Origin of the sequence: Streptomyces roseus, from assembly GCF_001044425.1 — a bacterium.
GTDB lineage: Bacteria > Actinomycetota > Actinomycetes > Streptomycetales > Streptomycetaceae > Streptomyces > Streptomyces roseus.
The window spans coordinates 73,989-99,260 of record NZ_LFML01000029.1 but is presented as its reverse complement, the minus strand read 5'-3'; the positions used below and the strand labels follow the sequence as shown (position 1 = coordinate 99,260).

The following is a 25,272-nucleotide window of genomic DNA, read 5'->3' as shown; positions in this document are numbered from 1 at the left end:
GAAGCCCCGCCGGGGCGGCGGTCGGGCGGCGGTCGGGCGCACGCGGGCGCGGGGCGCCCCGGGCGAACGCCCGCCCCGCGGCCGGGCAGCACGAAGGGCCCGTACCCCTCCTCTGAGGTGCGGGCCCTTCGTGTGTATGCGTCGGTGGTCGATCGCGCCGGGACTAGACGGCGAGCTTGACCATGTCCGCCTGCGGACCCTTCTGGCCCTGCGAGATCTCGAACTCGACCCGCTGACCCTCTTCAAGGGTGCGGTACCCGTCCATCTGGATGGCGCTGTAGTGGACGAACACATCCGCACCACCGTCGACCGCGATGAAGCCGTAGCCCTTCTCCGCGTTGAACCACTTGACGGTGCCCTGAGCCATGCCTAACTCCCCTATTACTGGCCCTTGCGCAGGACCGCACTTCGCGGTCCCGGGTCAGAACTTGCGCCGGAACGCCTCGACCGGGGCTGAATGTATCTGCACCGCTGCTGTCTGCAACAGGTCAATCCGACGAGAAATCTGGACACGGGGATACATTGAAATAGAGTGAAAATTTGGCATATTCTCGGGCAACTCGGACCCGGCATATCTCGCCAAAGCCGCATACCGCACTCGGACATTGACTCAATGTCAACCATCACGCGACCCGCTCATATGCGGCGGGCAAGAACAGCGGAGGGGACTTCCCCAACTCTACCGCGCCCAATCAAGCAGAATTACCCCCTCCGCTTTTACCGGAGGGGGTAATTCTGGCTTTCGCGTGTCAGCAGCCGCCCGCGACGGCGGGGATGATCGAAACGCCCGCGCCGTCCGGCGTCACCGCGTCCAGACCGCCCTCGAAGCGCACGTCGTCGTCGTTGACGTAGACGTTCACGAAGCGGCGCAGCTTGCCCTGGTCGTCCAGGACGCGGGCGGCGATGCCCGGGTGGTTCGCCTCCAGGGAGGCGATGACCTCGGAGAGGGTCGCGCCCTCGGCCGAGACCTCGGCCTGGCCGCCGGTGTAGGTGCGCAGGATGGTGGGGATGCGGACGTTGACGCTCATGGCGCTACTGCCTTTCCGGAAGCGAGGTGTGGGGGTCAGGCCAGGCCGGCGGCGCGGAACGCGTCCAGGCTCGGGCGGATGGTGGCGGTCTGCCCGCTGTCCGCGGCCACCGCCTCCAGGGTCTTGAGGCCGTCACCGGTGTTGAGGACCACCGTGGTCAGCGCCGGGTCGAGCTGCCCGTTCTCGATGAGCTTCCTGGTCACGCCGACGGTCACGCCGCCCGCGGTCTCGGCGAAGATGCCCTCGGTCTGCGCGAGGATCTTGATGGCCTCGACGACCTGCTCGTCGGTGACGTCCTCGACGTAGCCGCCCGTCCGGCGGGCGATGTCCAGGACGTACGGGCCGTCGGCCGGGTTGCCGATGGCGAGCGACTTGGCGATGGTGTTCGGCTTCTGCGGGCGGACCACGTCGTGGCCGGCCTTGAAGGCGGTGGAGACCGGGGAGCAGCCCTCGGCCTGCGCGCCGAAGATCTTGTACGGCTTGTCCTCGACGAGCCCGAGCCTGATCAGCTCCTGCAGGCCCTTGTCGATCTTCGTCAGCTGCGAGCCGGACGCGATCGGGATCACGATCTGGTCGGGCAGCTGCCAGCCGAGCTGTTCGCAGATCTCGTAGGCGAGGGTCTTGGAGCCCTCGCCGTAGTACGGCCGCAGGTTGACGTTGACGAAGCCCCAGCCCTCGCCCAGCGGGTCGCCGATGAGCTCGGAGCAGAAGCGGTTGACGTCGTCGTAGTTGCCCTCGATGCCGACGAGGTCGCCGCCGTACACGCCGGCCATGACGACCTTGCCCTGCTCCAGGTCGTGCGGGATGAACACGCAGGAGCGGAAGCCGGCCCGGGCGGCCGCGGCGCCGACGGCGCCGGCCAGGTTGCCGGTGGAGGAGCAGGACAGGGTGGTGAAGCCGAAGGCGCGGGCGGCCTCGACGGCGATGGCGACGACGCGGTCCTTGAAGGAGTGCGTCGGGTTGCCGGAGTCGTCCTTGACGTACAGCTTGCCGGTGAAGCCGAGCTCCTTGGCCAGGTTGGCCGCGTCCACGAGCTTGGTGAAGCCGGGGTTCAGGCTGGGCTTGGAGGCCACGTCCGCGGGGACGGGCAGCAGCGGGGCGTAGCGCCAGATGTTGTTCGGGCCGGCCTCGATCGCCGCGCGCAGCGCTTCGGGGTCGCCGGTCGGGAGGTCGTAGGCGACTTCCAGCGGACCGAAGCACTCGACGCAGGCGAAGATGGGTCCGAGTTCGAAACGGGTACCGCACTCACGACACGAGAGGCCGGTGGCAGGTCCGAGATCGACAGAGGTGGCAACAGTCTGTGCAGCCATGATGGCGAGGCCCTTTCTCCTCATCTTCCCCATGGCGCACTTCGCCATGAGACGGAATTGGCACCTTCCCTAGCCGGGGACCTCGCTGCCGCAAGCGATCGCGAGAACCGACTGGAGGGTTGCCGGGGCTTCAACGGGCCGTGTCCCTCTGCCCCTCTGGATGAGCGGTATGGCACCGGGTTGCGCGCGGGATGCGCGTCCGGGCGTTTGTGCGCGGGGACCCCCGGCATGCGGTGGTCCTTCGCGTTGTTCAAGACTGTAACCGAAGGTCCGGGCGGTTGAGACAGCCGTCCGAACCGCGAGATGGATCACTTTTCGGCCGAAACCGCCGAGGGGTGTCGGACTGCTTACGGACGACCAGGGAGTGCTGAAGGTGCTGGAAGAGGTGGAGCGCTGGTTCGCGGACCGCTCCTGGTCCGCGGCCGACCGACCGCTCGACCAGCTGCTGGCCGCCAAACGGGCGGCGGGCACCACGGTCAGCGTGGTCCTGCCCGCGCTCGACGAGGAGGAGACGGTCGGGGCGATCGTCGAGGTGATCCGACGCGATCTGATCGACGGACTGCCGCTGCCGCTGGTCGACGAACTGCTCGTGATCGACTCGGGCTCCACCGACCGGACCGCCGAGGTGGCCGCGAAGGCCGGCGCCCGGGTGGTGCACCGCGACGAGATCCTGCCGCGGATCCCGGCCGTGCACGGCAAGGGCGAGGTGCTGTGGCGCTCGCTGCTGGCGACCACCGGGGACGTCGTCTGCTTCGTCGACGCGGACCTGCGGGACTTCTCGTCCGCCTTCGTCTCCGGGATCGTGGGCCCGCTGCTGACCGAGCCGGACGTGCAGTTCGTCAAGGCGATGTACGACCGCCCGCTGGGCGCGGAATCCGGCGAAGGCGCCTTTGGCAAGGCGCCGGGCCAGGGCGGCCGGGTCACCGAGCTCGTCGCCCGCCCCCTTCTCAACCTCCACTGGCCGCAGCTGGCCGGGTTCGTCCAGCCGCTGGGCGGCGAGTACGCGGTGCGCCGGTCCCTGCTGGAGCGCCTGCCCTTCCCCGTCGGGTACGGGGTCGAGCTCGGCCTGCTGGTGGACGCCCTGCACACCGTCGGACTGGACGCGCTGGCCCAGGTGGACGTGGGCGTACGGCTCCACCGCCACCAGGACGGCCTGGCGCTGGGCCGCATGGCCGCGGCGATCTACCGGACGGCGCAGCTGCGGCTCTCGCGCGCCCACCTCGTACGGCCGGAGCTGACGCAGTTCGAGCGCGCCCCGGAGGGGTTCGTGCCCCGGACGTACCCGGTGGACACCGAGGAGCGGCCGCCGATGGCCGGGGTCAAGGAGTACTCCGGCCGACGGGTGGCGTGAGGGAACTGACGTTTGAGCGGGCGGACCCCGGGCTAGGTTCGCCGCATGGCTTCCCAGGTACTCGTCGCAGCGAACCGCGGCCCACTCTCCTACGTACTCGACGACGACGGCGCCCTCACGGCCCGGCGCGGCGGGGGCGGACTCGTCTCCGGCCTCTCCGCCGCCCTCGCCCGCCAGCCGGAGGCGCTGTGGATCTGCGCGGCCCTCTCGGACGCGGACCGGGAGGCGGTCCGCCGGGGCGTTTCCGAGCCCGGCGTCCGGATGCTGGACATCGATCCCACCACGTACGACGACGCGTACAACGGCATCGCGAACTCGGTGCTCTGGTTCACCCACCACCACCTGTACGACGTCCCGCGCGAGCCGGTCTTCGACGCCCGGTTCCGCCGGCAGTGGGAGGCGTACGCCGCCTACAACCACGCCTTCGCGGTGGCGCTGGCCGAGGAGGCGGGCGAGGGCGCGGTCGTGCTCGTACAGGACTACCACCTGGCGCTGGTCCCCGGTGAGCTGCGCGCACTGCGCCCGGACCTGAAGATCGGCCACTTCACGCACACCCCGTGGGCCTCGCCGGACTTCCTGGGGATGCTCCCCGACGACATCCGCTCGCAGCTGGTGTGGGGGATGCTCGGGGCCGACCGGCTGGGCTTCCACACCCGCGCGTGGGCGGGCGAGTTCGTGCGCGGCGCGGACCGCGACGACGCACGGGGGTGCGCCGACCCGTTCTGGCCCTCGGACTCCTCGCCCGGGGTGCACCACCGCCCGATGGGCCCGGACGGCCGGCTCGGGGAGCGGCGCACCACCGACGTGGGGGCGTATCCGCTGGGCGTGGACGGGGACGACCTGCGCGCGCTCGCCCACCGGCCGGTCGTCGACGACAAGCTCGCCGCGCTGCGGGCGGAGGTGGGCGACCGGGCGGCGATCGTCCGCGTGGACCGCACGGAGCTGTCGAAGAACGTCCTGCGCGGGCTGCTGGCGTACCGGGAACTGCTGATCTCCCACCCCGAGTGGCGGGAGCGGGTGGTCCACCTGGCCTCGGCCTATCCCTCGCGCCAGGACCTGGAGGTCTACCGGGCCTACACCCAGTCGGTGCGGGACCTGGCGGCGGAGATCAACGCGGAGTTCGGCACGCCCGAGTGGCAGCCGGTGCTGGTCTCCGTCGAGGACGACTTCGCGCGCTCGCTCGCGGCGTACCGGATGGCCGACGTGGCGCTGGTCAACCCGGTGCGGGACGGGATGAACCTGGTCGCGAAGGAGATCCCGGTGGTGTCGGAGGCGGGGTGCGCGCTGGTGCTGTCCACCGGGGCGGGGGCGTACGAGGAGCTGCGCGAGGACGCGCTGACGGTGAACCCGTACGACGTGACGGCGACGGCCGAGGCCCTGCACGCGGCGCTGTCCATGCCGGCGGACGAGCGGCTGGAGCGCACCAAGCGCCTGGCCGCCGCGGCCACCGCGCTCCCGCCGGCGGCCTGGTTCACGGCCCAGCTGGACGCGCTGCGCGACGCGTAGCGGCTGCCGCCGCGCGGGGCCGGGGGGCGGGGGGAGCCCCCGTCGGGTAGGAGTCGCCCGCTCGGCCGGGGCCGCTGCGTCCGCCCGGGGGGCCGCGCCGTCAGCCGCGGATGGCCTCGGCCAGAGCGGCCAGGAAGGCCACCACGTCCGCCGGGCCGTTCAGGACCAGGTCGGCGCGGGACGCGAGTTCGGGTACCTCCGCCGAGCCGCTGGCCACCAGCAGCCCCGGCATGCCGTCGGTGCGCAGCTTCTCGACGGCGGCGTACGCCGCGAGGTCGCCCAGGTCGTCCCCCGCGTACAGGACGGCCTCGGCGCCCGTCTCCGCGAGGTACTCGGTCAGCGCCACGCCCTTGTCCATCCCCGGCGGCCGCAGCTCCAGCACCGCCCGTCCCGGCTCCACCATCAGCCCGTGCCGCGCGGCCAGCTCGGCCAGCGGCTCGCGCAGCGCGGCGAAGGCCGCGTCCGGATCCGCGGCCCGCCGGGTGTGCACGGCCAGGGCTCGGCCCTTCTCCTCGATCCAGGTACCGCGCCAGGCGCCGATGGAGTCCAGGAACCCGGGCAGCTCCGCCCGTACGGCGGCCACCCCCGGGTGCTCGGCCGGGGCGTGGACGATGCCGGTCACGGCGTCCCAGCGTTCGGCGCCGTAGTGGCCGAGGACCACCAGGTGCTCCAGGCCCTCGACCCCCGCGAAGCCCCCGTAGCGGACCGCGACCGCGGCCGGGCGGCCGGTGATCACGGCCACCGAGGCGACTTCCGGGGCCAGGGCGGACAGCGCCGGGACGGCCCCCGGGTGGGCCCGCGCCTGGTCCGGGTCCGGGACGATCTCGGCGAGGGTGCCGTCGAAGTCGAGCGCGACCACGCTGCGGCGGGGCACCCGGAGGAGGGCTTCGAGTCCCTCCCGTCCGGCGGCGGTAACGGGCATCGGCAGGCTGTGCGGACGGCTCCCCATGAGGACGACCCTAACGGGCCCGCCGGGCCACGGCTACGGCGCGAGGCGCCCCCGGTCTCCCGGGCCCCCGCCGACGGCCCCCGCCCGGCGTCCCGCCGTCAGCGCCGGGCCCGCTGCGCCTCGCGGATGCGGCGGAGCCGGTTGACCGTGCCGGGGGCGTGGGCCAGCGCCCGCGGGTCGTCCATCAGCGCGTTGAGCAGCTGGTAGTAGCGGACCGGGGTCATCCCCAGCCCTTCCCGTATCGCCCGCTCCTTGGCTCCGGGTCCGGGCCAGGTGCGTCCTTCGTACGCGAGCACCGCGGCCTCGGTGGCCGTCAGCCCCACGTCGTCCGTCATACGGCCAGATTAACGCCGCCCGGTGACAGCGGCCGGGCCGCGCCGCCCGCCCGCCGCCCGCCCGCGCCGGCCGGGGCGCCCGGCGTCCACCCCGGCGCCCCGGCGCCCGCCGCTACTGCGCGTCCGCCTTGCGCGCCTTCTCCGCGATGTCGTCCAGGACCTTCGCGGGCTGCCCGCCCGGCTGCACGGTCTTGCCGATGTTCTGCTTGACGTCCTCGCTGACCCCGGCCCAGGACTTCTTGCCGACCGGGTAGAGCCGTGCGTTCGGCAGCGCCTGGAGGAACGTCTTGAGCTGCGTGGCCGGGCCGCCCGTGCTGGCGTCCATCGCCCGGTAGCCGGTGGTCGTGACCGGCAGCAGGTCGTACTTGTTGGTGAAAGCCGTCACGTTCTTGGCCTCGTACAGGTAGTCCAGGAACTTCCCGGACTCCTTGCGGTGGCCGTTCTTGAAGGCCATCACCCAGTCCGCGACGCCCATCGTCGGGTGCTCGGTGCCGTCCTCGGTCGGCATGGCCACCATGCCGAACTTCACACCCTTCTCGGCCGCCTGCTTCAGCAGCGTCGGGTGGCCGTTGAGCATGCCGACCTCGCCCCGCGTGAAGGCGTCGAAGGCGGTCTGCCGGTCCGTCTTCGCCGGTTCCAGCGCTCCGGTCAGCCCCTGGCCGACCATCTTGTCGCGCAGGAACTCGAACGTCTTGACGTTGTCGGGGGAGTCGATCGCGTACGCCTCTTCGTTGTCGGTGTAGCCGCCACCGCCCGCGAGCATCCACATCATCGTCTCGGCCTGCGCCTCCTCGCGGCCCAGCGGCAGCGCGAACGGCGTGGCCACGCCCGCGGCCTTGAGCTTCTTCGCCGCGGCCTCCAGGTCGGCCCAGCTCTTGGGCTGCCAGCCGCCCTTGGCGTCCTTCGGCAGCACCCCGGCGTCCGTCAGCAGCTTCTCGTTGTAGAAGAGCAGGCGGGTGCTGGCCACGAAGGGCATCCCGTACTGGACCCGCCGGATCTTGCCGGCGTCCGCGAGCGGCGCGAGGAAGTCGGCCTCGGTGCTGACGGAGAGCAGCTCCTCCGCCGTGTACAGCTTGCCGGCGGCCGCGTAGTCGGCGTACGCGCCGATCTGCGCGATGTCGGGGGCCTTGCCGGCCTTGACCATCTCCGCGACCTTGGCGTCGACCTCGGACCAGGAGTAGATGCTGACCTCGACCTTGACCCCGGGGTGGTCCTTCCGGAAGCCCGCGGCGAGGTCCTTCCAGTAGCCCGCCGAGGAGTTCTGCGGATTGTCCCCGTAGTCGGCCGCCACGACCCGCAGGGTCACCTCGTTGTCCCCGGTGAGACTCGCCACGGTTCCGCAGCCGGTCAGTGCCGCGGCGGTCAGGCTCAGCGCGGCGCCGGTCGCGGCCAGGCGCAGGTAACGGCCCTTCACAGTTCTCGATCCACCCCTTGTTGTACGTACGATCCACGTAAGGTCTACACCACTTTGGCGGCTCGTCCACATCCTCGTCCACATCCGGTGCGCACGGCGTGGGGTCCGCCGCCCGACCCGGACGTTCGATTTTGTATGGCCGCTCAACAATCCCCTCCAATGGACTAGACCTTTCCCCGCTGAGCACGCGAGACTGTCACCTGTGAAACCCGTGAAACACGTCATCGCCCTCGATGTGGGCGGCACCGGGATGAAGGCCGCCCTCATCGCCGACGACGGGGCGCTGCTCCACGAAGCGCGCCGCGCCACCGGCCGCGACCGGGGCCCCGACGCCGTCGTCGAGACGATCCTGGAGTTCGCCGCCGAACTCTCCGCCCTCGGCCGCGAGCGCTTCGGCGCGCCCGCCGCCGCGGCCGGCGTCGCCGTCCCCGGCATCGTCGACGCCGGGAACGGGATCGCCGTCTACGCGGCGAACCTGGGCTGGCGCGACGTACCCATGCGCGAGCTGCTCAGCGGACGGCTCGGCGGCATCCCGGTGGCCCTGGGCCACGACGTCCGCACGGGCGGACTCGCCGAAGGCCGCATCGGCGCCGGCCGCGGCGCCGACCGCTTCCTGTTCGTCCCCCTCGGCACCGGCATCGCCGGCGCCATCGGCATCGCCGGCCGCATCGAGGCCGGCGCCCACGGCTACGCGGGCGAGATCGGCCACATCGTGGTCCGCCCCGGCGGACCCGCCTGCGGCTGCGGCCAGTACGGCTGCCTGGAGACCCTCGCCTCCGCGTCCGCCGTCAGCCGTGCCTGGGCCGCCGCCTCCGGCGACCCGGCCGCCGACGCCGCCGACTGCGCCAAGGCCGTGGAGTCCGGCGACGCACGCGCCCGCGAGGTGTGGCTGGCCGCGGTCGGCGCCCTCGCCGACGGCCTGGTCACGGCGATCACCCTGCTGGACCCGCGCACGCTGATCATCGGTGGCGGGCTCGCGGAGGCGGGGGAAACCTTGTTCACACCACTGCGGGCGGCCGTCGAGGAGCGCGTGACGTTCCAGCGGCTGCCCGACATCGTTCCGGCGGCCCTCGGGGACACCGCCGGATGCCTGGGCGCAGGGCTGCTCGCCTGGGACCTACTCGCCACGGAGGTACCTGCCTGATGTCCGGAAGCGCACACAGCACCGTTCTCTCCGGCGCCAGGGTGGTCCTGCCCACCGGGACCGTGGCGGGCGGCCGCGTCATCGTCGAGGGCGAGCGCATCGCCGGCAGCGCCGGCGAGGGCGCGCGGATCGTCGACCTGTCCGGGCACTGGCTCGTCCCCGGCTTCGTGGACATGCACAACCACGGGGGCGGCGGCGCCTCCTTCACCTCCGGCACCGCCGAGGAGGTCCTCAAGGGCGTACGGACCCACCGCGAGCACGGCACCACCACGCTCGTCGCCTCCACCGTCACCGGCGACCTGGACGAACTGGCCCGCCGAGCCGGGCTGCTGGCCGAGCTGACGCAGGCGGGCGAGATCGCCGGCATCCACTTCGAGGGGCCGTTCATCAACCCCTGCCGCAAGGGCGCCCACAAGGAGGACCTGCTCCGCGACCCCGACCCGGCCGAGGTCCGCAAGCTGATCGACGCCGCGCACGGCGCCGCCCGCATGTTCACCCTCGCCACCGAGCTCCCGGGCGGCCTGGACTCCGTACGGCTGCTGGCCGAGCACGGGGTCATCGCCGCGATCGGCCACACCGACTCCACGTACGACCAGACGCGCCAGGCCATCGACGCGGGCGCGACCGTGGCCACCCACCTGTACAACGCGATGCCGGGCATGGAGCACCGCGCCCCCGGCCCGATCGCCGCCCTGCTGGAGGACGAGCGGGTCACCGTCGAGCTGATCAACGACGGCACCCACCTGCACCCGGCGATGCTGGAACTGGCCTTCCACCACGCGGGCGCGCACCGGGTGGCGCTGATCACCGACGCGATGGACGCGGCCGGCTTCGGCGACGGGATCTACCACCTCGGGCCGCTGGAGGTCCAGGTGAGGGAGGGCGTGGCCCGCCTCGTCGAGGGCGGTTCGATCGCCGGCTCCACCCTGACCCTGGACACCGCCTTCAAGCGGTCGGTGACCCTGGACAAGCTGCCCGTCGAGTCCGTGGTGCAGGCGATCTCGGCCAATCCGGCCAAGCTGATCGGCCTGTACGACGAGGTCGGTTCGCTGGAGCCGGGCAAGTACGCCGACCTGGTCGTCCTGGACGCCGCGTTCGACGTCAAGGGCGTCATGCGGCGCGGCGAGTGGATCGTGGACCCGACGCTCTGAGGACGGCCCGGGACGCTGGTCCGTGCAGGTACGGAGGGTGGCGGGCGGCCCGGGGGACTGGGCCGCCCGCACTGCCGTTTGGCATGATCCCGGCACACACCGAGACCGGGGCCTGCCATGATCCTCACCGTGACGCTCAACACCGCACTCGACGTCACCCACCGCGTACCCAAGCTGATTCCGCACACCTCGCACCGGGTCACCGCCGTGAGCGAGCGGCCCGGCGGCAAGGGCCTCAACGTCGCCCGCGTCCTGGCCGCGCTCGGACACGAGGTCACCGCGACCGGCTTCGCGGGCGGGCGCACCGGCGCCGCCGTACGCGAACTGCTCGCCGGCACCCCGCGGCTGACGGACGCACTGATCCCCTGCGCGGGCACCACCCGGCGCACCGTGGCCGTGGTCGACGAGGCCTCGGGCGACACCACGCAGTTCAACGAGCCGGGTCCGCCGATCGGTTCCGCGGAATGGGCCGCCTTCCTCGACCGCTACGGGGAACTGCTGGCCGGGGCGGCCGCGGTGGCCCTGTGCGGCAGCCTCCCGCCGGGCGTGCCGGTGGGCGCGTACGCGGTGCTCGTACGGGCGGCCCGCGCGGCCGGGGTCCCGGTGCTCCTGGACACCAGCGGCGAGGCCCTGCGCCGCGGGGTCGCCGCCCGGCCCGAGATGATCAAGCCGAACGCCGCCGAGCTCGCCGAGCTGACCGGCTCCCGCGAACCGCTCCAGGCCACCCGCGACGCCCGCCGCCGCGGCGCGCACGCCGTGGTGACCTCGCTCGGCCCCGGCGGGCTCCTGGCCGCCACCCCTCAGGGCACCTGGCAGGCCGCCCCGCCGCGCGCCCTGAAGGGCAACCCGACCGGAGCCGGTGACTCCGCCGTCGCGGGCCTCCTGTCGGCCCTCACGGAGGGCCTGGACTGGCCGGCCCGCCTGACCCGCGCGGTAGCTCTCTCGGCGGCCACGGTCCACGCCCCGACGGCGGGAGACTTCGACCCCCGCACCTACGAGGAGGTACGGGGGTCGGTGAAGCTGACGGCACGCTAGGCGCGGCCGGAGCCGGGACCGGGATCAGCCCTTCTCAAGCCAGAGCTGGTCGAGGGCGACATCGCACTGGTTGCCGGCCTCACACGAGACCTTGATCGTGTTCGTGCCCTGCTTGAGCGTGACGAGCGACCAGGTGTTCGTCCAGCCCTTGTCCCACTCGCCCGGCTTGGCCCCGGAGAAGTTCTTCATGTTGACGGGCCGGGACTGCGCCTCGCCGTTGACGGTCAGGGTGGTGCTGGCGTCCTTGCCCGGCACCCCGTAGACCATCTTCAGCTTGTACTGGCCCGCCTTGGCCACGTCCACGTTCCAAGTCGCCGCCGCACCGGGAGCGTTCAGCCCACCCACGTACTGGCCGCCCGCGCTCTTCGCGCCCGGGATCGTGGCCTCCAGGTGCGCGCCGCCCGTCAGGGACATGCCCGCGCCCGAGGCGTCCGCCTTGGGCAGCGGGGCCTCCGGGGACTGCGAGGGACTCGGATCGGCCGACGAGGAGTTCTGCGGCTGCGCGGACGGCTGCCCGCCCGCCGCGTTGCCCTTGTCCTTCTTGTCGTCGCCCTTGTCGCCGAAGGCCACGGCCGCACCGATGCCGATCGCGACCGCGGCGACCACCGCGACGGCCGCTATGAGCATGCCCTTGCGGCTGGAACCGCCGCCTCCGCTGCCGCCGCCGTGTCCGCCCGGCGCGGGCATCGCCGACGTGGTGGTGGTCTGCCCCTGCTGCGGCGGAACACCGTAGCCGCCCGCCTGGAGGGCTTCCGGGGCCTGGTACTGGGCCTGGTAGGCCGGCTGCTGCTGGGGCGGAACCTGGGCGCCGCGCTGGCCGCCGTACGTCCGCTCACCGACCGTGCGCACCTGGTTGTACGAGGTACGGGGGACACCGGGCTGCACGCCGGGCTGCCCACCGACCGTCGGGCCGGGGTAGCCGTATCCACCGCCCGACGCGGGCGGGGTGGCTCCGGCGGCCTGGCCGTCCGCGTAGAGATAGCCGAACGGATCGTCGTCCTCGGGCTTGTTCGCCCCACTGTTCGGGCCGTGGTTCGCGGGCGTCGTCATCGCAGGTCACTCCTTTCGACCCACGGGAGCCTACCCCGAACAGGTGCACCCACGGGCGGCCGATCGGCTCAGCCGGCCCGGCGGTGCGCCTTGGAGCGGGACCTCTTCTCGATGTACATCCGCTGGTCGGCGGAGCGCAGCACCTCGTCGGCCGACATGCCGCAGCTGGCCCAGCCGATGCCGAAACTCGCGCCCACGCGCACCGCGCGGCCGTCCACCCGGATCGGCGGGATGATCGCGTTGCGCAGCCGGACGGCCAGGTCCGCGGCGTCGGCCGCGCCCAGCCCGTCCGCGAGGACGACGAATTCGTCACCACCCAGCCGGGCGACGGTGTCACCGTCCCTGACGCCGGTCGTCAGCCGCCGGGCCACCTCGATCAGGACCGCGTCACCCGTGTGGTGCCCGAACCGGTCGTTGATCGACTTGAATCCGTCGAGGTCGCAGAAGAGGACCGCCAGCCCCTTCGTGCCGTCGTCGACGTCGCTCGCGGGCGCCACCGCGTGCACGTGGTGGTCGTACGGGCCCGCGCCGGGCCCGCCGGGGCCGGGCACGCCCGGCGCGGGCACCCCCGGGGCGCCGGGGTACTCGAAGGGCTCCGGGTAGGCGTCGGGCCGAAAGCCGTGCTCCCCGACGGCACCACCCGCCTCGACCGCCCCGCCCGCGTACGCCCCGTGCCCGGCGTGGGCCCCGTGACCGGCGTGCGCCCCGTGCCCCTCGTACGCCGCGTCGAGCGCTTCCACGGCGGTGGCGCGGACCGACTGCGGCCTGCGGCACAGCCGCGCCCCGAGGCGCGAGCGCAGCTCGGCGCTGTTGGGCAGGCCCGTCAGCGAGTCGTGGCTGGCCCGGTGGGCGAGCTGGAGCTCGTGGCGCTTGCGCTCCTCGATGTCCTCGACGTGCGTGAGCAGGAACCGCGGCCCGTCGGCGGCGTCCGCGACGACGGAGTTGCGCAGCGAGACCCATACGTACGTGCCGTCGCGCCGCGCGAGCCTCAGCTCGGCCCGCCCGCCCTCGGCGGAGGTCCGCAGCAGGGTCCCGATGTCCTCCGGGTGGACCAGGTCGGAGAAGGAGTACCGGCGCAGCACGGACGCGGGCCGGCCCAGCAGCCGGCACAGCGCGTCGTTGGTGCGCAGCAGCCGCCCGTGCTGGTCCCCGCCCATCTCGGCGATCGCCATGCCGCTGGGTGCGTACTCGAAGGCCTGGCGGAACGACTCCTCGCTGGCGCGCAGTGCCTGCTGCTCGCGCTCCAGCCGGACCAGGGCCCGCTGCATGTTCGCGCGCAGCCGTGCGTTGCTGATCGCAATCGCCGCTTGGAAGGCGTACATCTGCAGCGCCTCGCGCCCCCAGGCGCCGGGGCGCCGCCCGTTGCGCGGTCTGTCCACCGAAATGACACCCAGAAGTTCCCCGCCGGACGCGTACATGGGGGCGTAGAGACGGTCCTCGGGGTGCCACTCGTCGGCGAAGCGCGGATCGGGGCCGTCCGTGTGCCACTGGGGCACGTCGTCCTCCAGGAGGACCCAGCCCTCGGTGTGCGGGATGAAGCGGAGCCCGTCCCAGCTCTCACCCATCGTCAGGCGGCGCTCCCAGGAGGCGCGGGAGCCGACGCGGCCCGTGATGAGGGCCTCTGCGGCGGGGTCACCGGCGAAGGCGGCGACGACGAGATCCCCGTCGGGGCGTACGAGGTTGACACAGGCGAGTTCGTAGCCGAGGCCCACGACGATGCCGTCCACGACGGTCTGCAGGGTGTCCGCCAGGCTCCTGGCCGTGTTGAGCTCGGCCACCACCTGGTGGAGCTGCCGCAGGGTCGCAAGACGGACGTACGGCTCCGACTCGGTCTCCATTGCTCGCTCTCCCCGAGACCTCGACAGCAACTCCAGGTTTGTCATCGGCGTTTCGTTGCGGTGTCCTGTCCACTGAATCACAGTGAGCTGTGCGCCAGGTACACAGGGTCAACAAATCTTGCCCTCTGTGACTCAAGTCACATGAGATGAACAAAGGTGGCAGATGGGGTCCCTGTCACCTGGGAGCGCTCCCCCGCCTTCCCGGGAGCAAACGATACGCCTCGGCCTAGGCCAAGGGGCGGGGACGCGGCTCGGACTCGGGCCCGATGCGCGGTGCGGGTGGGCGGGACTAGCGTTTCGAACGTGCCGAAGACGACCCCCGTACCCACGCCGATCCCCGCCACCCCTCATCCTGAGGGCGTGAGCAACGACGAGTTCCGTGCCGCGATGTCCCGGCTGGCGGCGGGCGTGTGCCTGATCACCGCGCACGAGCCGCCCCTGACGCCGGCCGGCCCGGACGGCGAGGACGTCGGCATGACGGCGACCGCCTTCATGTCCGTGTCCCTGGACCCCCCGCTGGTGCTGGTCAGCCTCCGCGAGGGGTCACGGATGGACGACCTCCTGGCGGAACAGCCGCTGTGGGCGGTCTCGGTCCTCGCGGACCACCAGGTGCAGGTGGCGAGCCGCTTCTCCATGAAGAACCGCATCAGCGACCGGCTCCTCTTCGCGGACCTGCCCTACGGGCGCGGGGAGGTCTCGGGGGCCCCGCTGCTGACGGGCGCCCTGGCCACCCTCGAATGCCGTACGGAGAACCGCGTCGAGGCGGGCGACCACACCCTGGTCATCGGCCGCGTCCTGACCGCGGCGCTGCCCTCCCCCGACTCCCCGCCGCTGACGTACTTCCGCGGCCGCTACCGCCACCTGGCGCCCTGAGGCCGCCTCCGGGCGCCGCGGCCCCTGCCGGTTCCCGGGAGAGCGCACCGGCCCCTACCAGTCGCGGCCGGTGCGGCCGCGCTTCGTCTCGGCGCGGGCCTTCTTCTCGCGCAGCCGCCGCTCGTTGATCCCCCGGGGGATCTTCGTCGCGCGGCGCGCCTTGGGCGGCGGGGCGGTGGCCTCGGCGAGCAGTGACGCCATCCGTACCAGCGCCATCTCCCGGTTGCGGAACTGCGACCGGTGCTCCGAGGCCCGTACGGTCACCACCCCGTCCACGAGCCGGCCGGCGAGCCGCTCCAGCGCCCGCTCCTTCCACACGTCCGGCAGGGACTTGGTGGCCGCCACGTCGAAGAGCAGCTCCACGCGCGAATCCGAGGTGTTCACGTGCTGCCCGCCCGGCCCGGAGGACCGCGAGAAGCGCCAGGCGAGCTCCGCCTCGGGGAGCGCGACCGAACCGCGGATGACATAGGGACCAGGCATGCCCCTATGATCGCGCCCCGCCGGGCGCCCGTCACCCGTATTTCACGGCGTATCGCGTCCCGGATCCGCCCGTACCGCGTCCCGGATCCGCCCGCGTGGAACCTCCCGGCCCCCTCCCCGCGTTATGAAGGTCAGCGGTACCTTGGCCACGATCTCGCGGCCATCTGAAGACGAAGGGACACCAGTCAAAATGGCAGTAAGCCTGTCCAAGGGCGGCAACGTCTCGCTCACGAAGGAGGCCCCCGGCCTCAGCGCCGTCACGGTCGGCCTCGGCTGGGACGTCCGTACGACGACCGGTGTCGACTTCGACCTGGACGCCTCCGCCATCGCGGTCAACGCCGCGGGCAAGGTCGTCTCCGACGGTCACTTCGTCTTCTTCAACAACAAGTCCACCCCGGACCAGAGCATCGTCCACACCGGTGACAACCGCACCGGCGAGGGCTCCGGCGACGACGAGTCCATCAACGTCAACCTCGCCGCCCTCGCGGCCGACGTGGACAAGATCGTCTTCCCGGTCTCGATCTACGACGCCGACGCCCGCAGCCAGAACTTCGGCCAGGTCCGCAACGCGTACATCCGCGTCGTGAACCAGGCCGGCGGCGCCGAGATCGCCCGCTACGACCTCTCCGAGGACGCGGCCACCGAGACCGCCATGGTCTTCGGCGAGCTCTACCGCAACGGCGCCGAGTGGAAGTTCCGCGCGGTCGGCCAGGGTTACGCCTCCGGCCTGACCGGCATCGCCCAGGACTTCGGCGTCAACGTCTGAGGACCCCGGCGACACCGCCGCGGCGAAGCCCCCTCCCCGGCCGTCCGGGCAGCGGGCTTCGCTACGGTTCGGCAGGTGATCCTGCAACCGCTCACTGCCGTGGACGGCGCCCTGCCGGGCCCGGTCCTCACCGAGATCTCGGTGCTCTACGCGACCAACCGCGCCTTCTTCGAGCTCAGCGGAGACTTCCCCGACCCGGGCCGCATCACCGTCGAACAGGTTGCGGCGGCCCTCGCCGACGAACTCGCCCACGACGGCGCCGAGGTGCTCCTGGCCCGCTCCGCCGGCCGGCTGGTCGGCCTGGCCGCCACCCTCGCGCACCATCCGGACCCGTCCTCCGGCGATCCGGACCCCTGGATCGGCCTGCTGCTCATCGACGCCACCGCGCACCGCGAGGGGTACGGCAGCGCCGTCGCCGGCCTCGTCGAGGAGCGCTTCCGCGCCGCCGGCCGCACCGGCCTGCGGCTCGCCGTACTGGACGACAACCAGGCCGGCATGGCGTTCTGGCGGGCGCAGGGCTACACCGCCCTGCGCCGCTCCCGGGAGCGGGAGCGCGGCCGCGACTGCACCGTGATGCGCAAGGACCTGCGGACCTGAGCGGAGGCGCCCGGCGCTACTTCGGCCGGCCTTCCCCGTACAGCCACACGTCCCAGACCTTCTTCAGGTCGCGGCCGGTCGAGCGCTCCGCGTACGCGGTGAAGTCGGCCGTGCTCGCGTTCCCGTACTCGTGGTCGGTGGCCCAGCCGCGCAGCAGGGCGAAGAACTTCTCGTCGCCGACCTCCTGCCGGATCCGCTGGAGGACCATCGCGCCCCGCACGTACACCGGCATCCCGGAGATGTCCTCGGCGCCGGGCGGGGCGGCGGGCGGGAAGGCGGCCCAGTCCCCGCCCGCGTCGTCGTCCACGCTCGTGTCGCCCTTGAGGTAGGCGTCGAAGTGCTGCTGGGCGGTGGTCCCGCCGTGGTCCTCGGACCACAGCCATTCGGCGTAGGTCGCGAAGCCCTCGTTGAGCCACATGTCCTTCCAGGACTTCGGCGACACGGAGTCGCCGAACCACTGGTGGGCCGTCTCGTGCAACAGGAGGTCCTCGTCGGGCGCACCGGAGAAGACGGGTTTGGTCTGCGTCTCCAGCGCGTACGTGAGGGACTCGGCCGGCAGCACGATCGCCCCGGCCGTCCCGAAGGGGTACGGGCCGAACCGGCGGCTGCCCCACTCCACGATCTCCGGCAGCTTCGCGAGCGCCGGGGCACTGGCCGCCGCCTCGGCGGGCGCGACGGCCTCGTACAGGGCGACCCCCGAGGGGGTCCGGCCGGTGGTCACCTTGAACTTCCCGATCGCCGCGACCGCCAGGTAGCTCGCCATCGGCGCCCGGTCGTGCCACACGAACTGCGTGCGCCCGCCGCCGGTGTCGGTCCGGGAGGCCAACTCGCCGTTCGAGACCGCCTCGTACCCCTTGGGCACGGTCAGGGTGATGTCGTACGCGGCCTTGTCGCTGGGGTGGTGGTTCCCGGGGAACCAGGCCATCGAACCGATCGGCTCGCCGACCCCGACCGCCCCGTCGGCGGTGGTGATCCAGCCCTCCTTGGAACCGTCCGCGTCCACGATGGGCCGGGGCTCACCGCGGTAGTCGATCTCCGCGCGGAAGACCTCGCCCTTCTTGAGGTCCTTCGCGGGACGCACCGTCAGCTCCCGGCCGGTCCGGTTGAACCGGGCCTCCTCGCCCTGCACCGTGACGCTCTCGACCTTCAGGCCCGCGAGGTCGAGGTTGAAGGAGCTGAGGGCCTGTCCGGCGCGCGCCGTGATGACGGCGGTGGCGTTCAACTCCCTGTCGGCGGGGTCGTAGTCGAGGTCCAGGTCGTAGTGCTCGATCTGGTAGCCGCCGTTGCCCGCCTTGGGGAAGTAAGGGTCGCGCAGCCCCGACGCACCCGGCCGCCCCTGCACCGTGCCCGCCGTACACGCCGTGGTGAGGGCGAGCAGGGCGGCAGCGGCGGCTGCGGGGGCGGCGGCGGTGAGGCGGGAGAGCGCGCGGCGGTGGTCCACGCGCCCGATCCTATGCGGGCCCGACGGCTTGCCCCGGGGGTCCTACTTCGCCAGGGAGTCGGCGCCGGCCTTCGCGAACTTCTCGTCCAGGTCCCCGCTCGGGGCGCCGGCCACGCCGATGCCTGCGACCGGGGCGCCCTTGGCCTGCACCGGGGTGCCGCCGCCGAGGAACAGGGTGCCGGGGATGTCCTTCAGGTTCGGGGTCTGGGCGAGACGGCCCGCGAGCACCGAGGTCGGGGCGTTCCAGGACACGGCCGTGAAGGCCTTGCGCTGCGCCGACTCGTAGGACTGCGGGCCCGCGCCGTCGCCGCGCAGGGTGACGAGGGTGTTGCCGTTACGGTCCACGACCGCGACCGTCACCTTCTGGTTCTCCTGCTCCGCGGCGTCCAGCGCGGCCTGCGCGGCGCGGGTGGCGGCGTCGATGGTGAGGTGGGTCGTGGTGGTGAAGTTCTTCTCCTCCGCCCCGCCGTCCTTCTTCGCGGTGGCGGCGGCAGCGGCGGCCGGGGCGCTCTCGGCCTGCGCGGCGCTGGCGCTGACCGCGCCGAAGGTCCCGGCGCCGAGCGCGACGGCGAGGGCGGTACCGGTGAGAACGCGGGTGCGGATGTTCATGTCTGCTGCTCCTGGGTGCGTCGGCTGGGACCGAGTACATCGGCTCGTTCCGCTGCTCCCAGCCTGGGGCCGCACCCGGCCCCGGCCGTCCCCGTACCGGCTCGCGGCGGCTGCCGCACCGGCTGACCCGGGGGTCGACCGATCGGTGGATGCGGAGCGGGTACGGGTGCGGATTGGCTGGTCGGCGCCATCGCGTACGACCAGGCACGATGGAGGAGCCAGACACCGACCCGGGAGCCGCAGTGAGTCACGTGAGCCGCGTACCGCCACAGGCCCCGGAAGCTCCGGGTACGGGGGGTGCGGCGGGTGCGCCGGGTGCGGCAGGTGTTTCCGGGAAGGCCGGCACCCGGGCCCTGGGAGCCGTCATGCACACGGCGTTCTTCCTGCTCCTCGGCGCCTCGGTGGCCCGCTTCCTGCTGCGCCACCCGGGCTCCCCCAGCACCCCGTGGATCATCGTCCTCAGCATCGCGCTGGCCCTGCTGTACGTACTCGGTCCCGCGCTCGGGGCCGCGCCCACCGTGCGCCGGCTGCTCTGGCTCGGGCTGGTGGTGGCGGTCTGGGTGGTGCTCGTGGTCCTCGCGCCCAGCTTCGCCTGGTGCGCCGTCCCCCTCTTCTTCACCGCCCTGCGCACGCTGCCGCCGCGCGCGGCCGTCGTACTGGTGGCCCTGCTGACGGTGTTCGTGGTGGCGGCCCAGCTCAAGCTCTCGCGCGAGTTCGACCCCAACCTGCTGCTGGCCCCGCCCGCCATCGCCGCCCTGGCCACCGCCGTCTTCGTCCACATGGAGCGCCAGGCCGCCTCCCAGCGCGCCCTGATCGACGACCTCATCCGCACCCGGCGCGAGCTCGCCGCGACCGAGCGGCGCGAGGGCACCCTCGCCGAGCGGCAGCGGCTGTCGATGGAGATCCACGACACGCTCGCCCAGCACCTGTCCAGCCAGCAGATGCTGCTCCAGGCCGCGGACCGCACCTGGGACAGCGACCCGGCCACCGCCCGCGCGCACGTGCGCACCGCCACCGGCATCGCGGCGCGCGGACTGGCGGAGGCGCGCCGCCTCGTCCACGACCTCGCCCCGCCCGAGCTCGAAGGGGGCGGCGGGCTCGCCGACGCACTGCGCGCGCTCGACGCGGGCCCCGACATCGAGGTCCGCTTCCACCTGGAGGGCGCCGCGGCCCCGCTGCCGGACCGCGTCCAGTCGGCCCTGCTGCGGATCGCGCAGGGCGCGCTGGCCAACGTACGGGAGCACGCGCACGCCCGTACCGCGGCCCTGACCCTGAGCTTCCTGGGCGACCAGGTGGTCCTGGACGTGGCCGACGACGGCGCCGGCTTCACCGAGCCGCGGCCGGGCACGCGCGCCGCGGCCGGGGACCGCGGGCACGGGCTCCCGGCGATGCGCGCCCGCGTCCGCCAGCTCGGCGGCACCCTCGCCCTCGAATCCACCCCCGGCGAGGGCACCGTCCTCTCCGCGGCCATCCCCCTGGAGCCCCCCGCATGACGACCCGAACCGGCCCGATGACCACGATCCTGCTCTGCGACGACCACGCGGTGGTCCGCGCGGGCCTGCTGGCGCTGCTGGGCAGCGCGCCGGACATCGAGGTGCTCGGCGAGGCGGGCAGCGGGGAAGAGGCCGTGGCGCTGGCGGCGAAGCTGCGCCCGGACGTGGTGCTGATGGACCTCCAGCTGGGCGAGGGCATCGACGGGGTCGAGGCGACGCGCCGCATCACCGCGGTGCCCGAGCCGCCGCACGTCCTGGTCCTGACGACGTACGACACCGACGCGGACGTCACCCGGGCCATCGCGGCGGGCGCCACGGGGTACCTGCTGAAGGCGGAGCGCCCGGAGGAGCTGTTCGCGGCGATCCACTCGGCGGCGGCGGGCCGCACCACGCTCTCCCCGCCGGTGGCGAGCCGGGTGATGGCCCACATGCGGGGCTCGCGCCCGACGCTGACCGACCGCGAACTGGACATCCTGGGCCAGCTGGCGCGCGGTCTGGGCAACCGCGACATCGCCCGGGCCCTGTTCATCAGCGAGGCCACGGTCAAGACCCACCTGGGCCGCATCTACGACAAACTCGGCGTGGACACCCGGGCGGGGGCGGTCGCGGTGGCCAAGGAACAGCGCCTGCTCCCCTGACCCCCGCCGTGGCCGTCCCCGCCCCGACGGCCACGGCGGTGACGGCCCCCGTCACGGCCGCGGCCCGCCGACGCCACCGCCGGGACGGGAAGGGCCGCACACCGGTCACACCACCGGGCCGCACCCGTGACACCACGGGCCCGTACCCGTGACACCATCGGGTACGTGCTCGACATCGGCTACTCCCTCTCCCGGCGCTTCCCGGACCCCCCGCAGACCGACTACCGCTCGGCGGACGTCCACTCCCTGCGCCACGACCTGTTCTGCGGGGACGTCTACCTCGCGGACACCGTCAAGGACCGGGAAGTGTCCACAGCCTGGGGATGGGTGCCCGTACTGGACTTCGCCTGGGCGCTGTGCGACATCGTCGAGCAGCTCGACCAGGACCCGCGCGGCAGCCGCTCCGCCAACCGCCAGTACGCCGAACTCGACTTCACCGAGTCCACCGACCGCATGCTCTTCGAGCGGCGCTTCGGCTGGGTGGACATCGAGGCCGACTGGATGCCGGCGGAGGAGGAACCGCTGACCTTCAGCCACCGCCTGCTGCGCCGCGAGGCCCGCGACTTCCTGCACGACCTGATCGCGGACCTGACCGACATGCACGACAGCCTGGCCGACAACCCCACCATCTGGACCCTCCAGTCCCGCTTCCCCCGCGTCCCGGCGTAGCCCCCGGCCCGGCCGCGGAGGTCAGGACAGGACGCGCAAGCCCAGCTGGGCCGCCAGGGACGGGGCCAGGTCGAACAGCTGGGACGGGCTGATCACCGCACCGGCCAGCGCCCCCACCCCGCGCGCGATGTCCAGCTCCACGGCCCCCCGCAGATCCACGTCCGCCATCCGCGCCCCCGTGAGATCGGCCCCCCGCAGCGCACACCCGCGGAACTCGACCCGCTCCAGCGCCGCACCCGCGAAGTCCGCCTCCACCAGCACGCACCCGTCGAAGACCACGTCCTTGAGCCGTGCCTTCCGCAGGTTCAGATAGTCGATCTTGCCCCCGCGGAAGACCACCCGCTCCAGCACGGCCCCGTGCAACTGCACGCCGCCGAGCCGCGCCTCCACCAGCTCCACGTCCCGCAGTGAAGCCCCGGACAGGTCCGTCCCCACCCCCCGGACCCCCTCCAGCACCGAATCCAGGATCCGCGCCTTCGCCAGCCCCGCCCCGTCCAGCGCGCACCGCCGCAGCGCGCAGTCCATGAACCGGGCCCCGATGCCCTCCTGCCCCGCGAAATCCAGGTCGGCGAACTCCACCCCGTCGTAGTCCCCGTCCGGCTCCAGCACACCGCCTTCCCACGCGGTCAGCTCCGGCAGCCGGACCTCCGGCCGCCGCGCCGCCTTCACCGTCTCCCGCTGCCCCTGCTGATCCCTGTGCGCCATCCCCCCATCGTCCCCCGCCCCACTGACAACGCCCGCCGACGACGCCCGCCCACGACTCCCACCGGCACACGGCACGCGCCCCTTGACCTCAACCACGCTTGAGGCCACAGCCTGCCGCCATGAACACCACACAGGCCCCGCAGACCCGGCAGACCCCGCAGTCCCGGCAGACCCCGCAGACCATGCGCGCCATCCGCCTCCACGCCTTCGGCCCCGCCCAGAACCTCGTCCACGAGCGCACCGAAACCCCCGTACCCGGCCCCGGCCCCGGCCCCGGCCAGGTCCGCATCGCCGTCGCCGCCGGAGTCCACCTCCTCGACACCGCCCTGCGCCAGGGCGTGCACAGCCCCGTCCATCCCCTCCCCGAGCTCCCCACCATCCCCGGCCGCGAAGTCGCCGGCACCGTGGACGCCCTCGGCCCCGGCACCGACCCCGCCTGGCTCGGCCGCCACGTCGTCGTCCACCTCGGCCTCGCGCCCGGGGGCTACGCCGAGTACGCCGTCGCCGACGCCGACCGCCTGCACCCCGTACCGCCCGGCCTCGACCCCGCCCAGGCCGTCGCCATGATCGGCACCGGCCGCACCGCCCGGCGGCATCGGCACCCTCCTCGTCCAGTACGCCCCGACCGCCGGCGCCACCGTCATCACCCTCTCGTCTTCGGCCGGTCCGCCGGGCCCATCCCCCTCTCCGACGCCGACCGCGCCCGCCACACCGCCCGCGCCATCCCCTGGAACCCTGAGCCCCCGAATCACCCGGACCCCCGCCTGCAATATCGGATGACAGCGGTCCGTACCCCCACGTACCGTCCACCCACGTGGACCCGCTCACCGAAAAACAGATCCGTTCCTCCTTCGTGAACTGCACGAAGGGCGAGGCCGCACGCCTCAGACTCCCACTGGACTTCGGCGAAACCCCCTGGGAGGACCTCGACTTCCTCGGCTGGGTGGACCCCGGCGCCCCCCTGCGCGCCCACCTCGTACGCCGGGACGCGGACGGCACCCCCGTCGGCATCACCTTGCGCGTCCCCGGTACGAGCCGCACCAGCGCCCTCAAGTCCAGCGTCTGCCAGATCTGCCTCACCGGCCACGCCGCCTCCGGTGTCTCCCTCCTGGTCGCGCCCCTCGCCGGAGCCCGCGGCCGCGAGGGCAACACCGTCGGCATCTACGTCTGCGCCGACCTCGCCTGCTCCCTCTACGTCAGGGGCAAGCGACAGCCGAAGCTGCGCGCCGGCCGGTACGAGGAGACCCTGACCCTCCCCGAGAAGGTCGAGCGCACCCTCGCGAACCTCGACTCCTTCACGGCGAAGATCACGGCGGCCTGACCGGCCACCGAACCACCACCGAGCCCCTACCGGCCCGGCGCGGCGCCCACGGCCCCGCGCCGGGCCGCGCCGGCTCGCACGGGGTCACGCAGGGGCCGCGCCGGCCCTCGCACCCGGTCCCGCGCTCAGCCCCGCGCCGCACCCAGCCGCTCCAACGGCTCATCCGTCAGCCGGTACACGGACCACTCGTCCTGCGGCCGCGCCCCCAGGGACTCGTAGAAAGCGATCGTCGGCGCGTTCCACTTCAACACCGCCCACTCCAGGCGCTCGTACCCGCGCTCCACGCAGATCCGCGCCAGCTCCGCCAGCAGCGCCTTCCCGTACCCGCCGCCGCGCACGCCCGGCCGCACGTACAGGTCCTCCAGATAGATCCCGTGCACCCCGCGCCACGTCGAGAAGTTCAGGAACCACACCGAGAACCCGACGGCCTCACCGTCCTGCGTCTCCGCGATGTGCGCGAACGCCGCCGGCCGCTCCCCGAACAGCGCCTCCCGCAACTGCTCCGGCGTGGCCCGCGCCTCGTGCGGCACCTTCTCGTACTCCGCGAGCTCGCGGATCATGGCGTGGATGACGGGAACGTCTTCGACAACAGCGCTACGGATCATGCCGGCAGCCTAGACACCCCCCGAAGACCGTCACCGCCGGCCCAGCAGCACCTCCGCCACCACCAGCTGCTCCTCGTCGAGCTCCCGCTCCCCCTCCTCCACGTCCCACAAGCAGTTCTGCAGCACCCGCCCCAGCGTCCACGCCCGCGCCCGATCCCGGTCCAGGCCCAGCGCCGCCGTCAGCGCGTCGAACCGCCACCGCACCTCGTCCGCCGCGAACGCGTTGCGGATCGCCGGCAACAGCTCGAAACCCGAATCCCCCGCCAACGGCTTCGGATCGATCGCCAGCCACGGTTCCCGCCCGCCCGCCAGGACGTTGCCGTAGTGCAGGTCCCAGTGCAGCAGACGGTCCCCGGGCTCGCCCGCCACCTCCGCCAGCGCCACCGCGCAGTCGGCCACCAGCCCCCGCGCCCGCCCGGGCGCCACCCGCTCCAGCGCCGCCGGCACGGATTCCAGCATCCCCGCCGCCACATCCCCGAGCCCCCGCACCCCGGCCGGCGCCCGCACCTGCGTGAGCCGCGCCAGCAGCTCCCCCACCACCCGCACCGCCCGCCGCGCATCACGCTCCGCCAGCTCCGAGAGGGGCCGCCGCTCGTCCAGCCGCTCCAGCAACAACGCGCCGGTCGCCGCGTCATGCGCCAGCAGCCGTACGCAGCCCCGCCCGTCCCACGCGCGCAGCGCGAGCGGCTCCCCCGCGCTCTCCTCGTCCACCAGCCCGAGCTTCAGCACCGCCGCCGACCCGTCCGCCCGCTCCACCGGCAGCACCAGGGCCGTCACCCCGTGCATCCCGGGCCCGGTGCGCCGCAGGTCCCACCGCTCCAGGAACTCCGCCACCCGCGCGGGCAGCCCGGCGATGAACTCCCGCCCCGCGTGCCCCTCGTACCCGATCTGCGCCCGTACCAGCCCGTCCGGAATCTCGACCATGCCCCCAGGCTGCCGCACCGCCGATGCCGACGCCCTCCCA

At 73.1% G+C, this 25,272-nt stretch carries 26 protein-coding genes, 1 pseudogene and 1 riboswitch; of the genes and pseudogenes, 13 read left to right on the top strand and 14 right to left on the bottom strand.

Annotation, left to right across the window (positions count from 1 at the left end; all coding sequences use genetic code 11):
- Nucleotides 1-163: 163 nt before the first annotated feature.
- The 3 genes from ACS04_RS07675 to thrC all read right to left on the bottom strand — a co-directional run bounded on the left by ACS04_RS07675 (nt 164) and on the right by thrC (nt 2,338).
- On the bottom strand, nt 164-367 hold the full coding sequence (locus ACS04_RS07675; RefSeq protein WP_005315736.1) for a cold-shock protein: 204 nt from the start codon (nt 365-367) through the stop codon (nt 164-166).
- A gap of 382 nt (nt 368-749) precedes the next feature.
- Nucleotides 750-1,028, bottom strand: coding sequence for a MoaD/ThiS family protein (locus ACS04_RS07670; RefSeq protein ID WP_048475769.1), 279 nt, complete (start codon nt 1,026-1,028; stop codon nt 750-752).
- 35 nt (nt 1,029-1,063) lie between these two features.
- Nucleotides 1,064-2,338 (bottom strand): threonine synthase, encoded by a 1,275-nt coding sequence (thrC, locus tag ACS04_RS07665; protein ID WP_048475768.1) that lies wholly within the window; start codon nt 2,336-2,338, stop codon nt 1,064-1,066.
- A 17-nt stretch (nt 2,339-2,355) separates the two neighbouring features.
- Nucleotides 2,356-2,505, bottom strand: a riboswitch (SAM riboswitch).
- 206 nt (nt 2,506-2,711) lie between these two features.
- On the opposite strand from thrC, the gene ACS04_RS07660 reads away from it, so the two are divergent.
- Together ACS04_RS07660 and ACS04_RS07655 are read left to right on the top strand one after the other, a co-directional pair.
- Nucleotides 2,712-3,689 carry a glucosyl-3-phosphoglycerate synthase gene (locus tag ACS04_RS07660; protein WP_048475817.1) on the top strand — a complete coding sequence of 326 codons (978 nt, stop codon included), beginning with the start codon at nt 2,712-2,714 and terminating at the stop codon, nt 3,687-3,689.
- 45 nt (nt 3,690-3,734) lie between these two features.
- A complete protein-coding gene (locus ACS04_RS07655; protein WP_048475767.1) occupies nt 3,735-5,195 on the top strand; it encodes an alpha,alpha-trehalose-phosphate synthase (UDP-forming) in 1,461 nt (486 codons plus the stop codon).
- Between the two features lie 100 nt (nt 5,196-5,295).
- On the opposite strand, the gene otsB is transcribed toward ACS04_RS07655, so the two are convergent.
- From otsB to ACS04_RS07640, 3 genes are all read right to left on the bottom strand, one after another.
- Nucleotides 5,296-6,144 (bottom strand): trehalose-phosphatase, encoded by an 849-nt coding sequence (gene otsB / locus ACS04_RS07650; protein ID WP_048475766.1) that lies wholly within the window; start codon nt 6,142-6,144, stop codon nt 5,296-5,298.
- A 98-nt stretch (nt 6,145-6,242) separates the two neighbouring features.
- Nucleotides 6,243-6,479 carry a DUF3263 domain-containing protein gene (locus ACS04_RS07645; RefSeq protein WP_048475765.1) on the bottom strand — a complete coding sequence of 79 codons (237 nt, stop codon included), beginning with the start codon at nt 6,477-6,479 and terminating at the stop codon, nt 6,243-6,245.
- Nucleotides 6,480-6,591: 112 nt separating this feature from the next.
- Entirely contained in the window at nt 6,592-7,893 is a 1,302-nt protein-coding gene (locus tag ACS04_RS07640; RefSeq protein WP_245236314.1) for an extracellular solute-binding protein, read from the bottom strand.
- Nucleotides 7,894-8,104: 211 nt separating this feature from the next.
- Here ACS04_RS07640 and ACS04_RS07635 point away from each other — a divergent pair, with 211 nt between their 5' ends.
- The 3 genes from ACS04_RS07635 to ACS04_RS07625 all read left to right on the top strand — a co-directional run bounded on the left by ACS04_RS07635 (nt 8,105) and on the right by ACS04_RS07625 (nt 11,223).
- Nucleotides 8,105-9,037 carry an ROK family protein gene (locus tag ACS04_RS07635; protein WP_048475815.1) on the top strand — a complete coding sequence of 311 codons (933 nt, stop codon included), beginning with the start codon at nt 8,105-8,107 and terminating at the stop codon, nt 9,035-9,037.
- The gene (gene nagA, locus ACS04_RS07630) at nt 9,037-10,188 is read left to right on the top strand and encodes an N-acetylglucosamine-6-phosphate deacetylase (RefSeq protein ID WP_048475764.1); all 1,152 of its coding nucleotides are present in this window, start codon (nt 9,037-9,039) and stop codon (nt 10,186-10,188) included. Before ACS04_RS07635 ends, nagA begins: the two co-directional genes overlap by 1 nt.
- A gap of 117 nt (nt 10,189-10,305) precedes the next feature.
- Nucleotides 10,306-11,223, top strand: a complete 918-nt coding sequence (locus tag ACS04_RS07625) for a 1-phosphofructokinase family hexose kinase (protein WP_048475763.1) — start codon at nt 10,306-10,308, stop codon at nt 11,221-11,223.
- 24 nt (nt 11,224-11,247) lie between these two features.
- Here ACS04_RS07625 and ACS04_RS07620 read toward each other — a convergent pair whose 3' ends face one another.
- Together ACS04_RS07620 and cdgB are read right to left on the bottom strand one after the other, a co-directional pair.
- Nucleotides 11,248-12,273, bottom strand: a complete 1,026-nt coding sequence (locus ACS04_RS07620; protein ID WP_048475762.1) for a CBM35 domain-containing protein — start codon at nt 12,271-12,273, stop codon at nt 11,248-11,250.
- 68 nt (nt 12,274-12,341) lie between these two features.
- Nucleotides 12,342-14,111 carry a diguanylate cyclase CdgB gene (gene cdgB, locus ACS04_RS07615; protein WP_048475761.1) on the bottom strand — a complete coding sequence of 590 codons (1,770 nt, stop codon included), beginning with the start codon at nt 14,109-14,111 and terminating at the stop codon, nt 12,342-12,344.
- A gap of 303 nt (nt 14,112-14,414) precedes the next feature.
- On the opposite strand from cdgB, the gene ACS04_RS07610 reads away from it, so the two are divergent.
- On the top strand, nt 14,415-14,984 hold the full coding sequence (locus ACS04_RS07610) for a flavin reductase family protein (RefSeq protein WP_078864527.1): 570 nt from the start codon (nt 14,415-14,417) through the stop codon (nt 14,982-14,984).
- 54 nt (nt 14,985-15,038) lie between these two features.
- Here the strand turns inward: ACS04_RS07610 and arfB are convergent, their stop codons facing one another.
- Nucleotides 15,039-15,464, bottom strand: coding sequence for an alternative ribosome rescue aminoacyl-tRNA hydrolase ArfB (arfB, locus tag ACS04_RS07605; protein WP_048475759.1), 426 nt, complete (start codon nt 15,462-15,464; stop codon nt 15,039-15,041).
- 190 nt (nt 15,465-15,654) lie between these two features.
- Between arfB and ACS04_RS07600 the strand changes: the two genes are divergently transcribed.
- Nucleotides 15,655-16,230, top strand: a complete 576-nt coding sequence (locus ACS04_RS07600; protein ID WP_048475758.1) for a TerD family protein — start codon at nt 15,655-15,657, stop codon at nt 16,228-16,230.
- A gap of 75 nt (nt 16,231-16,305) precedes the next feature.
- Nucleotides 16,306-16,827 carry a GNAT family N-acetyltransferase gene (locus ACS04_RS07595; protein ID WP_048475757.1) on the top strand — a complete coding sequence of 174 codons (522 nt, stop codon included), beginning with the start codon at nt 16,306-16,308 and terminating at the stop codon, nt 16,825-16,827.
- A gap of 16 nt (nt 16,828-16,843) precedes the next feature.
- Here ACS04_RS07595 and ACS04_RS07590 read toward each other — a convergent pair whose 3' ends face one another.
- The gene (locus ACS04_RS07590; RefSeq protein WP_048475756.1) at nt 16,844-18,268 is read right to left on the bottom strand and encodes a M1 family metallopeptidase; all 1,425 of its coding nucleotides are present in this window, start codon (nt 18,266-18,268) and stop codon (nt 16,844-16,846) included.
- A gap of 42 nt (nt 18,269-18,310) precedes the next feature.
- Nucleotides 18,311-18,877 (bottom strand): GlcG/HbpS family heme-binding protein, encoded by a 567-nt coding sequence (locus ACS04_RS07585; protein ID WP_048475755.1) that lies wholly within the window; start codon nt 18,875-18,877, stop codon nt 18,311-18,313.
- A 365-nt stretch (nt 18,878-19,242) separates the two neighbouring features.
- Here ACS04_RS07585 and ACS04_RS07580 point away from each other — a divergent pair, with 365 nt between their 5' ends.
- The 3 genes from ACS04_RS07580 to ACS04_RS07570 all read left to right on the top strand — a co-directional run bounded on the left by ACS04_RS07580 (nt 19,243) and on the right by ACS04_RS07570 (nt 21,677).
- Nucleotides 19,243-20,370 carry a sensor histidine kinase gene (locus ACS04_RS07580; protein ID WP_245236313.1) on the top strand — a complete coding sequence of 376 codons (1,128 nt, stop codon included), beginning with the start codon at nt 19,243-19,245 and terminating at the stop codon, nt 20,368-20,370.
- Nucleotides 20,367-21,008, top strand: coding sequence for a response regulator (locus ACS04_RS07575; protein WP_048475753.1), 642 nt, complete (start codon nt 20,367-20,369; stop codon nt 21,006-21,008). Before ACS04_RS07580 ends, ACS04_RS07575 begins: the two co-directional genes overlap by 4 nt.
- 165 nt (nt 21,009-21,173) lie before the next feature.
- A complete protein-coding gene (locus ACS04_RS07570) occupies nt 21,174-21,677 on the top strand; it encodes a hypothetical protein (RefSeq protein WP_048475814.1) in 504 nt (167 codons plus the stop codon).
- 21 nt (nt 21,678-21,698) lie between these two features.
- Here ACS04_RS07570 and ACS04_RS07565 read toward each other — a convergent pair whose 3' ends face one another.
- A complete protein-coding gene (locus ACS04_RS07565) occupies nt 21,699-22,382 on the bottom strand; it encodes a pentapeptide repeat-containing protein (protein WP_078864524.1) in 684 nt (227 codons plus the stop codon).
- A 182-nt stretch (nt 22,383-22,564) separates the two neighbouring features.
- Here ACS04_RS07565 and ACS04_RS36110 point away from each other — a divergent pair.
- Nucleotides 22,565-23,036, top strand: a pseudogene (locus tag ACS04_RS36110) (alcohol dehydrogenase catalytic domain-containing protein); the annotation flags it as partial.
- Between the two features lie 160 nt (nt 23,037-23,196).
- Nucleotides 23,197-23,703 carry an FBP domain-containing protein gene (locus ACS04_RS07555; protein ID WP_048475751.1) on the top strand — a complete coding sequence of 169 codons (507 nt, stop codon included), beginning with the start codon at nt 23,197-23,199 and terminating at the stop codon, nt 23,701-23,703.
- 125 nt (nt 23,704-23,828) lie between these two features.
- On the opposite strand, the gene ACS04_RS07550 is transcribed toward ACS04_RS07555, so the two are convergent.
- Nucleotides 23,829-24,308 (bottom strand): GNAT family N-acetyltransferase, encoded by a 480-nt coding sequence (locus tag ACS04_RS07550; RefSeq protein ID WP_048475750.1) that lies wholly within the window; start codon nt 24,306-24,308, stop codon nt 23,829-23,831.
- Between the two features lie 30 nt (nt 24,309-24,338).
- Complete coding sequence (locus ACS04_RS07545; RefSeq protein ID WP_048475749.1) at nt 24,339-25,232, bottom strand: aminoglycoside phosphotransferase family protein; 894 nt, start codon at nt 25,230-25,232, stop codon at nt 24,339-24,341.
- Nucleotides 25,233-25,272: the final 40 nt, after the last annotated feature.

Bases quoted from the DNA above. Each gene is read 5' to 3' on its own strand.
- ACS04_RS07675 (WP_005315736.1), bottom strand. From the start codon at position 367: ATGGCTCAGGGCACCGTCAAGTGGTTCAACGCGGAGAAGGGCTACGGC.
- ACS04_RS07670 (WP_048475769.1), bottom strand. From the start codon at position 1,028: ATGAGCGTCAACGTCCGCATCCCCACCATCCTGCGCACCTACACCGGC.
- thrC (WP_048475768.1), bottom strand. From the start codon at position 2,338: ATGGCTGCACAGACTGTTGCCACCTCTGTCGATCTCGGACCTGCCACC.
- ACS04_RS07655 (WP_048475767.1), top strand. From the start codon at position 3,735: ATGGCTTCCCAGGTACTCGTCGCAGCGAACCGCGGCCCACTCTCCTAC.
- otsB (WP_048475766.1), bottom strand. From the start codon at position 6,144: ATGGGGAGCCGTCCGCACAGCCTGCCGATGCCCGTTACCGCCGCCGGA.
- ACS04_RS07645 (WP_048475765.1), bottom strand. From the start codon at position 6,479: ATGACGGACGACGTGGGGCTGACGGCCACCGAGGCCGCGGTGCTCGCG.
- nagA (WP_048475764.1), top strand. From the start codon at position 9,037: ATGTCCGGAAGCGCACACAGCACCGTTCTCTCCGGCGCCAGGGTGGTC.
- ACS04_RS07625 (WP_048475763.1), top strand. From the start codon at position 10,306: ATGATCCTCACCGTGACGCTCAACACCGCACTCGACGTCACCCACCGC.
- ACS04_RS07620 (WP_048475762.1), bottom strand. From the start codon at position 12,273: ATGACGACGCCCGCGAACCACGGCCCGAACAGTGGGGCGAACAAGCCC.
- cdgB (WP_048475761.1), bottom strand. From the start codon at position 14,111: ATGGAGACCGAGTCGGAGCCGTACGTCCGTCTTGCGACCCTGCGGCAG.
- arfB (WP_048475759.1), bottom strand. From the start codon at position 15,464: ATGCCTGGTCCCTATGTCATCCGCGGTTCGGTCGCGCTCCCCGAGGCG.
- ACS04_RS07600 (WP_048475758.1), top strand. From the start codon at position 15,655: ATGGCAGTAAGCCTGTCCAAGGGCGGCAACGTCTCGCTCACGAAGGAG.
- ACS04_RS07585 (WP_048475755.1), bottom strand. From the start codon at position 18,877: ATGAACATCCGCACCCGCGTTCTCACCGGTACCGCCCTCGCCGTCGCG.
- ACS04_RS07580 (WP_245236313.1), top strand. From the start codon at position 19,243: ATGCACACGGCGTTCTTCCTGCTCCTCGGCGCCTCGGTGGCCCGCTTC.
- ACS04_RS07575 (WP_048475753.1), top strand. From the start codon at position 20,367: ATGACGACCCGAACCGGCCCGATGACCACGATCCTGCTCTGCGACGAC.
- ACS04_RS07565 (WP_078864524.1), bottom strand. From the start codon at position 22,382: ATGGCGCACAGGGATCAGCAGGGGCAGCGGGAGACGGTGAAGGCGGCG.
- ACS04_RS07550 (WP_048475750.1), bottom strand. From the start codon at position 24,308: ATGATCCGTAGCGCTGTTGTCGAAGACGTTCCCGTCATCCACGCCATG.
- ACS04_RS07545 (WP_048475749.1), bottom strand. From the start codon at position 25,232: ATGGTCGAGATTCCGGACGGGCTGGTACGGGCGCAGATCGGGTACGAG.